This window comes from Xylanibacter ruminicola 23 (assembly GCF_000025925.1).
GTDB classification, from domain to species: Bacteria; Bacteroidota; Bacteroidia; order Bacteroidales; family Bacteroidaceae; genus Prevotella; species Prevotella ruminicola.
Genome location: NC_014033.1, coordinates 552883 through 565349, shown reverse-complemented (window position 1 = coordinate 565349; position 12467 = coordinate 552883). Strand labels below are relative to the sequence as shown.

Below are 12467 nucleotides of genomic sequence, written 5' to 3'. Positions count from 1 at the left end.
CGGTTTTGCAAACTTGACTTAAAGGTTTTTAGAAATCTATAATACTAAGCCTATTATTATATAATATATATATTATATAATAATAGAGATATTTTACTAAAATATCCAATACCTTAATGTCAAGTTTGCAAAAGTGCAAAAGTGCAAAAGCGCAAAACCATCATCAGATAGAAAAAGTAGTTTTATGGACTAAAATAACTACCAAAATATTTGCACAATTCAAATATTTTTTGTACCTTTGCAATGTTGTTGAAAGGCAACAAAAAGAGCGCTTAAGCCATAGAAAAATTTTTAGTAGGCCTACCAGAAAATTTTAGATGGCTACACCCGCTCAAGCACGACTAAGGAAGAGGTTTTAAGGAAAAGGAAAGATTATAACAAACCCTTTAATTTAAAATGATAGCGAGTATCGCCACAGCGATAGTAACCGCCCTAGGCGCCACGAGCTGCATGGGCTTGTAAGTAAGAATCAGAGGGCGTGCTAAACAACAGGCACACCCTCGATTTTGTTTATGTTGTACTTGACCATCTATTAAAACTCTTTTTTCGACCGATTTTCGTGAAAAAATTTGGAAGTTTCGGGGAAATTATCTACATTTGCCGCCGATAAACATAATTCTATCACAAAACAAACAAAATTTTAAAAGCAAAATGAACAGAATGACAATCGATGCAATCATGTGCCGAGCGGTTCTAAGACGAGGGTAAAACCGAATCTGAGAATCGACAGGTGGATTGTGTGTTGTCACTCGGAAAAGCTGAAAGCGAGCTTTCGCATTGCGCTCGGCTTGCGCGTTCTTTGACATTTTGCTACAATTGTTTGAACGATGTGATAGAGAAATCTGAAAAGAAACCTCTATAATACTAAGGGGCAGGTGCGTAAAAGCATTTGGCCCGATGACTCTTGCGCCCCTATCACACACGGGGTATACCTATTATATATATATGTACGATGCAATGAAGATGTTTTTATGAGAAACTTGAACAGACTGATTAACGACTTTAGATACCAGACAAATCTTACTATCTGGAAACATATGAACGCTATGGCGGTTAACTATGCCGTCTACTCTAATAGGATTAAGGGCTTTGCCCCATACTTATACAACTGCGATATTTATATTTATGCCGACTCGATGAACATGGTGGTGGTATGCGTGGACAGCAACAAGCACCGCCAAAAGCAATATTACGAGGAAACGCAGAACATAGACATGATGATTTATGAACCTGGATGCGAACCTCGCGAAAGTACTGTGTGGAAGCTAAAGGAGACGATGGAAATCATGAAGAGTCGGCTTAGAAAATCTCAAGCCAGTCTGAAAGTTTACGGCATTCTGCTGACAGAGGATGCCATCAACAACGCTTACGAACTGGAGGATGACTGGGAAAAGAACGACATCAAGGTGATCAGCAACTGCAGCAACCTGAAACTTCGTAGGGCTGGGGTGAATGATGACGACGATCTTGCTGGCAAGGTATATTTCGATATTGTGACCGACGAAAGTATTGATGCTAAGCCGGAGCCAAAGGTCGAAACAGCAGATGAAGACTACGATGAGTTCGAACAGATGCTCTTCGACCTTGCGAATGATCACTTGAACGAAGAACCTGATGGCATCATGGGACTGTCAATAAGAGACAATACCACAGAGGATGAAGAGGATGCTGATGAAGAAGAGTCTGAAGCGCATGAGCCAGAGGAACCAGCAACGCCTACGACCAAGAGCGAGACGATAGACCAGAATATGGGCCTAAGTGTTGATATCAAAATACTGGATCCCATCGAGAATCCGCGCGAGGAACTGGACAAGTTGGTGGGTTGCGAAGACATTAAGCACCGCATGGATGAGTTGGTGGCACTAACCAGTTACAACAGGGTGATGCAGGAGATGTTTCCCAACAGCAAGCAGCACGAGGTATCGCTGCACAGCATCTTCTTAGGTCGTCCAGGTACAGGTAAAACCACCGTTTGCAAAATATTCGGTTCGCTGCTGCATTACACGGGGGCCTTATCGAAAGGACATGTAGTGGTGTGCGATCGCGGCACCTTTATCGGCACGCTATGGGGCGACGAGGAACGATCGCTGCGACAGGTGATAGAAAAGGCGATGGGTGGCGTACTGATGATTGACGAGGCTTATCTACTGAACGGCAAGAACGAGAACGACCCGGGCAAGCTGGTGATACAACTGCTGATGAACATTCTGGCCGACGAAACGCAGCGCGATATCGCCATCGTGCTATGCGGCTACAAGGACCAGATGCTGAAACTGCTCGACATGAACCCTGGTCTGCAGTCGCGATTCCCAAACAAGTTCGAGTTTCAGGACTTCAGTGTGAACGAGCTGCTAGAAATAACCAAAAGCAGGATTAAGGACTACGAGTATCAGTTTACTGATGGAGCCTGGGAGAAGTATCGCACCATGATGGCACAGGCGTATCAGGTACGCGACCCTCAGACTTGGGGTAACGCCCGTTTTGTGGCCAACCAACTGGAACGCATCTACATACAGCACGCCACAAGATGTGTGATGCAGAAGCCAGATGACAAGCAGGAATGGCGCCAGTTAACAGCAGATGACATCGTGCCCATCGAGATTCCGCGCCCCAAAGCCAAAATCGGTTTTTAGCTTATATCGGCAGGGCGATAACTCTCCACTCACGGAGAATCATCGTCCCTGCCCTGCGCTAATACCTATTTATCTGACAAGAAAGCTTCGAGCTTGGCCTTGATGCCGGCATCGGTAAAGCCATACGGTGTTGTACACACAATTCGCAAATCGTAATTATTGAAGAGCTCTTTGCTGCAGTTCTGAATATCCTGTTCGCTCACTTCATACTTGAAATAATTGTATGGTGGAACGTCCTTAAAAAGAGGTTTGGAATACAAGAAGTTGGCCTTGATACTGGAATGGGTATCCACAACAAAACTGTGATGAATATTGTTTAATTCCTGCCGCTGGAGTTCCTTTTGCTTTTCAATTGGTAATGGGGCGATATGCTCCTGGAAACCGTTACGTATGACATCATCCAACTTTTTGGTAACATCATCTATGAAATCACTGAGCTGCTGATCGTCGGCATATAGGTCTAAATTTTTCACAAAGTGTAATGCATAAACGGGGCGTCTAAAAAATGGGGCACTTTCATCGATCGATGTCACTACCTGTGCATGAAGCGAAGAACCAAGCATCTCGCCAATGCGGGTATATACCGCTGCTTTTCTGAGATAGTCAAGATCCTCTGAGCTGGATAGCGCCACACAAGGTTTTATGAAATAGAATTGAATAGAAAATATAGGACCTTCTCGTTTAGTCATCAACAACTTCTGGTTGCTCAGCTCGTTCACGCTTTTTTCGGGAGCAGGCATACTGGGGCGGCTGCCGAATTTCTGCTTGATGATATCAGCGATATTGCTGGGCGCTTTGCCATACACATACAGGCACTGATTCTGTGGCACATACCAGCGCTGGTAGTAGGCTTCGAGCTGCTGGAGCGTAATGCTGCGGATGCTATTAATTTGCTTATCCAGCAGTTCATCGAGCGAACATCCATCCACGAATGTAGCCTTCTGGTAGTTGTCATGTTTTTTTGCAAGATCGTATCTACTGTTAGTGATTTCATTCACCAGAAACTCTTTCTGACGTTCCAACTCCGAAGCCGAGAATCGTGCATGACCTGCTATCTCAGCCAAAAGTCCAACACACGACGCTGCGTAGGCTCGCTCATTCTTTAAACGAAACAGATTATACTCTGTACACCCGTTATCAATCTCCGAACTGTAGGTAGAGATATCGGGAACAAGACCATTAACGGCACGGAATTGGGTAAATCGTTGCAGTTGCAGTTCATCGAGTTTATCCTTAAGCACACCGCATGTACCCGCAATAAGGTTTTCAGAGCAAAGCATTCTTCTTAATAATAGCGATATGCCAGGTGTGCCCTCGTCGTCGCCAGTTCCAGATTTCTGGATAAGTCGCATTTCCAGCTTGCTATCAGGAAAAAAGTTATTGCATAAATAATAGCGGAAGCCATTGTCGAGTACACCTGGAGTAATGTTCAAAGGATCTGTGATAAAGTCCTCGTACTTAACATCCCCTGACTGTGCCGATGCTTGGATGGTGAAAGCACAAGCAATCATAAAAAATAATAGTTTTGTTTTCATTACTATATCAATATTAGTGCCTCAGAAAGGCATTCAGTTTTTCAGTTATTTCTTTTTCAGGATAGTCATACGGAAGCACGCATTCTATCGTGATTTTTGACTTATTGATAAAATTCTTGCAGTAATCAGAGATATCCTTGCCGCTGAGCATGAACGTCCAGTAGGCATCAGAATTCTCCTGCTTATATAACGGTAAGGAATAAATGAAACATACATCGGGCTGTAAAACTCTATCGATAGTATTGCCTTCGCCATTGCCCTCCTGCAGTCTTTTCATAATCTGAGCGCAGCGCAGTGCCACCTCGCCTTTCTTGAGCGTATCCTTTGGCATTTTTATCTTAACGCCATTACTTCTGACATCGTTTACCAAAGCTGCCACACTATCCACAAAAGCCTGCAAGCCACCGCCAGGTAGTTCTTCATTGAGGTCGCACGTAAAGGTTGCAGTCAACATCAAGCGCTCTGCAACTTGATAACGAGTAACGAAGTTGCTTGCAAATTTTCGCTCCCTTATCTTTTCATTGAGGGCGTGATTGATTTGTTTCAAAGCAAAGTAATCTCTGAAGAAGTTAGGACTCGTCTTTTCTGCCTGTGTCAGAATAGGCAGCGCAAAATTCAGCGTCAACGAACATGCTGTACTTCCCCATCTCTCGATAAGCATATTCTTATCAGTGAAATCTAAGATGGTGGGCGATGGGGCAGGCACACGTGGGTGGCTGCCGAATTTACGCTTTATGATCTTCTCAATACCGTCGGGAACATTACCAGTAACCAGCAGGCACTGATTCTGAGGATGGTACCATTTACGATAGAATGCCTCAAGTTGCGACAGTGTAATCTTCTTGGCACTGTTTAATTGAACTTCACGCCATTCGGCAGGATCATATCCAAATCTGAAAACACCCAAGTTAGCATCTGTCTGTCGTGCATTCAAAACGTATTTTCGGTTAGCTACCTCGTTGATCATCCTTGTCCTCTGCCTTTCCAGATCCTCGGAACAGATCTTAGAACCCTCGGCAATCTCAGATAATATCTCCATACACGAATCGGCATAGGCCAGTTCACTCTTTAGTTGATATAAGTCGAATTTCATAAAATTGGCCCCTGTGAAAGCGTTGAACCCTGAGCCGTATTCCTTGCCAAGCTTTTTCAGATATTGTATTAAGGTATCTCCTGTAGCAATCGGTCGATTAGCGGTGGCCAACATATGCTCCAGGAGATGTGATATCTCTGGGGTTTCGCCATCATCATGAAACCCAGTCTTCTGCAGCAGACTCATCTGAAAAGGCTGATGTACCTCTTTAACGATGTAATACTGAAAACCATTGTCGAGCGTTCCATGAATAACATGGGAGGTATCTCTCAGCAGGAAATCCTCAAACCTGAGAGTTCCTGATTTTGCTAACGCTTGCATTCCTAGAACGCAGGCGAATAAGACTAAAAAACTTTTTAGTTTAACCATTATTGTTGTAAAATTATAGATAATATTCAGTATTTTAAGCTTTTGCTGGTGCAAAGGTATATCAAACTGGGAATATACCCTAGTCATATAGCTGTTTGTATAATGGATTATTTCCATTATCAAACAACATCAAATTCAAACATATCTGATAATCAAGAATTTACAGACTCGGCCATCAGCAGTTGTGCCTGTCATTGTATCAAGATTGTATAAGGCGGGTTTGCTTGCGGGCGGCGCGCCAACGGGGGAAATACTGATCCATGAGGACGTGGAAACGGGCGTTGTGGGTGGGCTCTAACAAATGGCAGAGCTCGTGAGCGACCACATGCTCGATACACCACTCGGGGAGCAACAGGGTGTAGATAGAGAAACAGATGGCATGGGTCTTGATGTTACACATGCCCCAACGGGATATCATGGCCTTGTAGGTGATGGCGGATGGGGTGACACCCATCTGCCGGGAATAGCGCTCTACCATGGGCTCGATGATAGTTTTCAGACGAGCAACAGCCTCTACCCTATCCTTGCGGGTTTTAAGTGGCAGCTGACCGTAGAAGGCGGCGCGCTGCTGCTGACGCTGAAGGGTGCGCTTACGGGCCTGCTCAATCCAGTCGAGATGCTCGGCAATGAACTTCTCGACGGTCTTTTTGGGCAGTCCGATAGGTGCAGAAACATGCACATCGCCATTTTTGGCGATGCGCATGGATAATCGGCTTGTAAACCTATATGTAAGCTTTACTTGCATGTATTACTGCTGCTTGCTCTTATCCTTGGCCTGCTTGGCAAACTTAAAGAGCTCGAGGGGCAGGTGGCAGTAGCCATCGGGATTCTTATCCAGGTAGTCCTGATGATACTCCTCGGCCGAATAGAACTTCTGCAAAGGCAGTTTTTCTACAGCCAATGGCTCAGCGTACTGGGCCTGCTGCTCGGCATAAACCTTCTCGATGACAGGCAGATCATTGGCATCCTGATAGTAGATGCCTGTACGATAGCGGGTGCCCTCGTCGTGGCCCTGCTTGTTCAGACTGGTAGGATCGATGGCCTTGAAGAACATCTGCAACAGGAACTCGAGACCAACTACCGCATCGTTGTACTTGATACGAACGGTTTCGGCGTGGCCTGTGGTATCGGTATAAACCTCCTTATAGGTTGGGTTCTCGGTGTGACCGTTGGCAAAGCCCACTTCGGTTTCGATCACACCTTCTATCTGCTTAAAGAAGTGCTCTGTACCCCAGAAGCAACCTCCAGCCAGGTAAATCTCTTTTTCCATTTTTATTATGCTTTTGTTAAATCCGGGTGCAAAGATACTACTTATTTCTGAAAAACCAGCGAAAGTTACCTACTTATTTTTTGTGGATGACGAGCACACCAGCCGACAAAGCGGGTACGGCCAGCACTACATCGGTGCCTTCAACCTGAGCCTGGGCCTGCTTGAGGGCTACGGCATGCTTGTTCTGCATACTGTTGGCTACAGTAAGCGAGCCGGGGGCATAATACTCGAACGGTGCACGCTCTACCCCATCCCAATCGCCCTTGATACGCAGGGTGGCGGCAGAATCGGTAGGATTAACCACCTTGACGATGACATCGGCGCCATTCTCGGAGAGCGTGGTGCTTACACTTACATCGCCCGTTTCGCCGCTATAGGCCAAGCGGTACTTTGAGAAGTGGTTGTACCAAAGCTCGGTAACCTGACAGTTGGGAGCCTTGAACAGATCCTTATAGTCGAAATTGATAAAGGCGTTGTTCCAGTCGGGGGCATCAGTACGGCGGATAAACAGGGCTGCAGCACCCATGGCCACTACATCGCGCGCCTCGCACATATTGAGGAAACCGCCTGCAAAGAGGCCTGTACGCCAGTCGATACTGTTGAGGTTCCACTCGGAGATAAAGAGTTTGATGTTGGGGTTAGGACCGTTGGCAATCATCTTGGCGTAGTTGTCGTACTGCTGACCGAGACGAACGGGACCGCTGGCATAGCCACCCTGCTGCTCGTAATGATGCAGACTGAGGTAATCGAAATACTGACCGCTACGCTGGATGAACTGCTCGTCCTCGCGGAAACCACCACAGGCGATAATCTTGATGCTGGGATCGACCTTACGCATGGCGGTGCTGAAATCGCGTACACACTGCTCGTAGCGCTCGATACCCATCTCCCACATCTCATTATCAATCTCCCAGTACTTCACGTTGTAAGGCTCGGGGTGACCGTTGGCAGCACGCTTGGCACCCCACTCATCAGTAGCAGGGGCATTGCAGTAACGCAACCAGTTAACGGCATCCTGCAGTATCTGATTGTACTCGCTGGCGGGGCGCTCGAACTTAACGCTTACCACGATAACCGGCTCGGAGTTAACCTCGCGACAGAAACGGATAAACTCGTCGGTACCAAAGCAGTTCTGATCGTAATCCATCCACATCCAGTGGTCCCAACGCTGACGGTTCTCCTGCGGACCGATACCCCACTGCCAGTCGTACTGGGCCACATAACCGCCACCAGGCCAGCGCAGACAGGTGGGATGAAGCTCCTTAACGGCCTGCAGGATGTCGGGACGGAATCCACCCAGGTTGATACCACTCTGGGTGGTCATGGTGGCCATATCAACCTGTACGCTACCATTGTTAACCACGATGGCGAAATCGCCGTCGCAGTTGGATTCGGGCTCTAAGGTAAAGGCGTACTTCTGCCAGCTTTTACCTACCTTACCCAGCGATTGGCGGGCCACAAACCTGCCATTGGTATCGCGCAGGCCTACGATGAGCTCGCCCTTGCCCTTAGCATAGATAGAGCCTACGTATTTCTCGCCCTTAACAATATTCTGAGGGCCCTGGAAGATACCTGCCTGGCCTTTGGTGGAAGTAATCAGCTGCGAATAGCGCATGTTGATGGCATCGTCCTTCACCAATCGGTACTGTCCACCATCGCCAAAGGCGGTCCATTGCTGGGCAACGGCGGGTATCTGCACATCGCCAGGGATGCCTTGGAACAACACCTTGCCATCGGTAGCGGTAAGCTGGATGTTACGATAGGTGGCCTCGGTATAGTTAACCCAGAAGGTAACAAAGTGTCTATCGGCTACCTCTAAGCCATCGTAGGTCAGCACCTGTTGGTCGTCCCAAAACACGCTAACCCGGCTACCACGACTCTCGATACGCAGCTTGTGCCACTGCTGACTCTCGTTAACCTGCTCCTTGGTGGCAGGGACCGACACCAATGGTACGAGCGTGTTGATACGACGGGTACGACCGCCCCAGCCTGGCACCTCGCGTTCTTCCATGCGGCAGATAGAGAAATCGGCTGTAGCGGCCTGCTGCTGGAGGGCTGCACGGGCTTCGGCCTCTTTGGCAGCCTGGATCTGAGCCTGTGTTTGGGCGGGAGTGAACATCCTGCTCTCGTAATAAGGATCGTGTATGCGTAGATAATAAGGTGTACCATCGGCCTTGTTGCGGAAGGCAAAGCGGATATCCATCAGTCCGCCACTCCAACTGCGACGGGCCAGCTTATAGGCTCTCCAGTTAACATCCATCGTAAGATCAAAATCGTTGGTGTTGATGCTGTCAATCCTAAGCGGCTGCTCGTAGCGGGTTGGCGAGTGCAGCACCTGATGATCGTCCATAAACCAACCATCAAAGTAGCCATCGCGCGGATGGATGCCGGGATACTGCTCAGGTTCGAACGAACGCTCCTGTATCAACTCCTGCCACACGCCATTGTTGGCACTGAAGTAGATGTGCTCAAAAAGCTGTCCGTAAAGCATCTCATCGATGATGCCCGACGGCTTTTTGCTCTGAACGGTGATCTGATACTCACTCTGGGCACTGACAGTTAATCCAACAGCCATGAATGCCAACAAAAAGATCTTCTTCATACTCATTTTTTTATAGTTATTCGAGAATTGGTCGGGACATAAACAAAAAAAATCCGCTAGCTACAAATAGCTAGCGGACAAACACATTTTTTTGTTTTGGTCGAGGTGACAGGACTCGAACCTGCGACAGCCTGGTCCCAAACCAGGAACGCTACCAACTGCGCTACACCTCGGTCATTTTTTGTTTTGCGGGTGCAAAGGTACGAAGAAAATTTGGAATACAAAAATATCAAAGCCAAAAAGTGGTATTTATTTACGTATTTTAACAAATAAGCCGTTTTCATCCCCCAAAACACAAAAAAGCCTCCCAATTTGGGAGGCTAATTATCGAATTTCAATTTTCAATTCTCAATTATTTGATAATGCCCTGCTCTACGAAAATCTTCTTCAGAGCAACTACCGAACGGTCGACCTGTTCCTTAGTGTGAGTTGCCATCAGAGCGTAGCGCACCAGTGTATCCTGAGGTGCACATGCAGGAGGAATTACGGGGTTGATAAACACACCAGCCTTGAAAGCCAGAGCGGTTACCAGGAATGTCTTATTAACATCGCGCACGTAAAGAGGAATAATAGGACTCTCGGTCTCACCAATCTCGAATCCTTCCTCGCGGAAACGCTTCAGGGCATAGTTTGTAACATCCCACAGAGCCTGGATGCGCTCGGGTTCCTGCTGGATGATGTGCAGAGCCTCGAGAGCTGCAGCTGTAGCAGCAGGTGTGTTAGATGCCGAGAAGATATAAGTGCGGCAAGTGTGACGCAGATAGTTGATGGTATCCCAATCAGAAGCGATGAAACCACCGATAGAAGCCAAACTCTTAGAGAATGTACCCATGATCAGGTCAACCTCGTCAGTAAGTCCGAAGTGGTCGCAAACACCACGTCCCTGCTTACCGAAAACGCCGATACCATGAGCCTCGTCAACCATGATAGAGCAGTTGTACTTGTGCTTGAGCTCAACGATAGCAGGCAGGTTAGCCAGGTCGCCCTCCATAGAGAACACGCCATCAACCACAATCAGCTTAACAGCCTCCTGAGGCAGCTTCTGAAGCACGCGCTCCAAGTCGGCCATATCGTTGTGCTTGTAGTGCAACTGACGGGCGAAAGCCAAACGACGTCCATCAACGATAGATGCGTGGTCGCGATCATCGCAGATAACGTAATCGTCCTTACCCAGCAGAGCAGGGATAACACCCTGGTTTACTGAGAAACCTGTTGACAGGCACAGACAATCGTCCTTACCAATAAACTTTGAGATTTCCTTTTCGAGCTTAACATGCAGATCAAGTGTACCATTAAGGAATCGGCTTCCGGCACAACCAGAGCCATACTTGTCGAGTGCTGCCTTAGCTGCATCAATAATACGCTGGTCGCCAGTCAAGCCTGTATAGGCATTAGAGCCGAACATCAGCACCTTGTGGCCACCCATCTCAACTTCCGTTCCCTGCTTTCCTTCAATCTCGCGGAAATAGGGATATACGTCAGCCTCCATAAACTTCTGTGGCTCACGATAATGCTTGAATCTTTCTTGTAACTGTCCCATTCCGATATAGGTATAGTCTATTATTTTCTAAATTTCAGGGTGCAAAGATACACATTTTTCGGTAAAACGTGCAAGTTTTTACTAAGAAATAGTTAGTTTTTGCTATTTTTCTTGTCTTTAGGGGTATTTTTTCGCCCAAATTTCGTAAATTTGCACCATAATTATGACGAAAAAGAGAAAAATTACATTTATTTTGAACCCTAAATCGGGAACCACTTCGAAGGCCGAGGTTCCTGCCTTGATAGGACAGATTATCGACAAGGATCTGTTCGACACCGAAATATGCTTTACTGAATACCGAGGACACGCTGCTGAGATAGCAAAACAGAAGGCCGAAGAAGGCGTTGACATAGTAGTGGCTGTGGGTGGCGACGGCACCGTAAATGAGGTGGCACGATCGCTGGTACACACCAATACCGCACTGGGCATTGTGCCCTGCGGCAGCGGCAACGGCCTGGCCCGTCATCTATGTGTGCCCATGGACATCAAGAAAGCCATCGGCATGATTAACAGTTGTAAGATTGATTCGTTTGATTATGGTGTAATTAACGGCATGCCCTTCTTCTGCACTTGCGGCATGGGTTTCGACGCCTTTATATCACTGAAGTTTGCCGAAGCAGGCAAGCGCGGTCCCATCACCTACGTAGAGAACGTGCTGAAAGAGGGACTGAAATACAAACCCGAGACCTACGAGGTGAGCGACGATACGGGCGCCAAGAAGTACAAGGCATTCCTGATTGCCTGCGCCAACGCCTCGCAGTATGGTAATAATGCTTACATTGCCCCAGGCGCCACCATGAAGGATGGCGAGATGGACGTGATTATCATGGAGCCATTTACAGCACTCGACGCACCACAGATTGCCGCCGACCTGTTTATGAAAACCATGCATAACAACTCGAAGATTAAGACTTTCCGCACCAAAACGCTGCATATCTCCCGTAAGCAGCCAGGTGCCATACACTACGATGGCGACCCGATTATGACGGATGCCGAGATAGATGTGCACATTGAACCACAGGGTATTAAGATACTGATTAATCCTGAGGCTGAAGAGGATGCCGGACAGCCTAATGCTGTACTGAATGCCTTTAGCGACTTCTTTAATAATATAAATAATGTACGCGAGGACATTGAGCGACAAGGGCACCGCATTCAGGTAATCAACAAAGTTTTGCTACGTAAACTTACAAAACTTTGATCATTGAACATTATGCAGCAGATTGTTGTTTATTTCATCTTAGCTTGCGCGATTGCCTATGCCGCGTGGTGGGTTTACCAGCGGCTGCAAAAAGCCAATGATCCGTGCGAAGGTTGCGACGGATGCCAGCTAAAAGAGCTGAAAGAACACGCAAAACAGTGCAAGAAACAGAAAAAAAGCAGTTGCTGCACGAAAAAGTAGCTAAAAAATTTGGTAGTCTCAGA

Annotated in this window: 11 protein-coding genes and 1 tRNA gene; 5 read left to right on the top strand and 7 right to left on the bottom strand. The window is 47.2% G+C overall.

All coding sequences use genetic code 11. From position 1 onward, the window contains the following. The first annotated feature begins 396 nt into the window (after positions 1-396). Both PRU_RS15965 and PRU_RS02380 read left to right on the top strand, forming a co-directional pair. Positions 397-462, top strand: a complete 66-nt coding sequence (locus tag PRU_RS15965; RefSeq protein ID WP_177168193.1) for a smalltalk protein — start codon at positions 397-399, stop codon at positions 460-462. Between the two features lie 509 nt (positions 463-971). After that, positions 972-2633, top strand: a complete 1662-nt coding sequence (locus PRU_RS02380; protein WP_041385561.1) for an AAA family ATPase — start codon at positions 972-974, stop codon at positions 2631-2633. Positions 2634-2698: 65 nt separating this feature from the next. On the opposite strand, the gene PRU_RS02375 is transcribed toward PRU_RS02380, so the two are convergent. Beyond that, positions 2699-4168, bottom strand: a complete 1470-nt coding sequence (locus tag PRU_RS02375) for an insulinase family protein (protein ID WP_080517159.1) — start codon at positions 4166-4168, stop codon at positions 2699-2701. Between the two features lie 13 nt (positions 4169-4181). After that, entirely contained in the window at positions 4182-5447 is a 1266-nt protein-coding gene (locus PRU_RS02370; protein WP_187288015.1) for a M16 family metallopeptidase, read from the bottom strand. On the opposite strand from PRU_RS02370, the gene PRU_RS15960 reads away from it, so the two are divergent. Beyond that, positions 5418-5564, top strand: a complete 147-nt coding sequence (locus PRU_RS15960) for a hypothetical protein (RefSeq protein WP_187288017.1) — start codon at positions 5418-5420, stop codon at positions 5562-5564. The genes PRU_RS02370 and PRU_RS15960 overlap by 30 nt on opposite strands. A 265-nt stretch (positions 5565-5829) precedes the next feature. On the opposite strand, the gene PRU_RS15170 is transcribed toward PRU_RS15960, so the two are convergent. The 5 genes from PRU_RS15170 to spt form a co-directional block, all read right to left on the bottom strand. Then, positions 5830-6333, bottom strand: a complete 504-nt coding sequence (locus tag PRU_RS15170; RefSeq protein ID WP_049769061.1) for a M48 family metallopeptidase — start codon at positions 6331-6333, stop codon at positions 5830-5832. Between the two features lie 45 nt (positions 6334-6378). Further along, on the bottom strand, positions 6379-6900 hold the full coding sequence (gene msrA, locus PRU_RS02360; RefSeq protein ID WP_013065614.1) for a peptide-methionine (S)-S-oxide reductase MsrA: 522 nt from the start codon (positions 6898-6900) through the stop codon (positions 6379-6381). Positions 6901-6973: 73 nt separating this feature from the next. Further along, positions 6974-9502 (bottom strand): alpha-L-arabinofuranosidase, encoded by a 2529-nt coding sequence (locus PRU_RS02355; RefSeq protein ID WP_143040152.1) that lies wholly within the window; start codon positions 9500-9502, stop codon positions 6974-6976. A 97-nt stretch (positions 9503-9599) separates the two neighbouring features. Beyond that, positions 9600-9675, bottom strand: a tRNA-Pro gene (locus PRU_RS02350). A 179-nt stretch (positions 9676-9854) separates the two neighbouring features. Further along, positions 9855-11042, bottom strand: coding sequence for a serine palmitoyltransferase (gene spt, locus PRU_RS02345; RefSeq protein WP_013065412.1), 1188 nt, complete (start codon positions 11040-11042; stop codon positions 9855-9857). Between the two features lie 163 nt (positions 11043-11205). Here spt and PRU_RS02340 point away from each other — a divergent pair, with 163 nt between their 5' ends. After that, a complete protein-coding gene (locus PRU_RS02340) occupies positions 11206-12243 on the top strand; it encodes a diacylglycerol/lipid kinase family protein (RefSeq protein WP_013063587.1) in 1038 nt (345 codons plus the stop codon). A 12-nt stretch (positions 12244-12255) separates the two neighbouring features. Further along, positions 12256-12444: a hypothetical protein gene (locus tag PRU_RS02335; RefSeq protein WP_049769060.1), complete on the top strand. Its 189-nt coding sequence runs from the start codon at positions 12256-12258 to the stop codon at positions 12442-12444. Positions 12445-12467 lie beyond the last annotated feature (23 nt).

Excerpts from the sequence above, each read along its gene's own strand:
- PRU_RS02380 (WP_041385561.1), top strand. The coding sequence starts at position 972 with ATGAGAAACTTGAACAGACTGATTAACGACTTTAGATACCAGACAAAT.
- PRU_RS02375 (WP_080517159.1), bottom strand. The coding sequence starts at position 4,168 with ATGAAAACAAAACTATTATTTTTTATGATTGCTTGTGCTTTCACCATC.
- PRU_RS15960 (WP_187288017.1), top strand. The coding sequence starts at position 5,418 with ATGAAACCCAGTCTTCTGCAGCAGACTCATCTGAAAAGGCTGATGTAC.
- PRU_RS02370 (WP_187288015.1), bottom strand. The coding sequence starts at position 5,447 with ATGAGTCTGCTGCAGAAGACTGGGTTTCATGATGATGGCGAAACCCCA.
- PRU_RS15170 (WP_049769061.1), bottom strand. The coding sequence starts at position 6,333 with ATGCGCATCGCCAAAAATGGCGATGTGCATGTTTCTGCACCTATCGGA.
- msrA (WP_013065614.1), bottom strand. The coding sequence starts at position 6,900 with ATGGAAAAAGAGATTTACCTGGCTGGAGGTTGCTTCTGGGGTACAGAG.
- PRU_RS02355 (WP_143040152.1), bottom strand. The coding sequence starts at position 9,502 with ATGAAGAAGATCTTTTTGTTGGCATTCATGGCTGTTGGATTAACTGTC.
- spt (WP_013065412.1), bottom strand. The coding sequence starts at position 11,042 with ATGGGACAGTTACAAGAAAGATTCAAGCATTATCGTGAGCCACAGAAG.
- PRU_RS02340 (WP_013063587.1), top strand. The coding sequence starts at position 11,206 with ATGACGAAAAAGAGAAAAATTACATTTATTTTGAACCCTAAATCGGGA.
- PRU_RS02335 (WP_049769060.1), top strand. The coding sequence starts at position 12,256 with ATGCAGCAGATTGTTGTTTATTTCATCTTAGCTTGCGCGATTGCCTAT.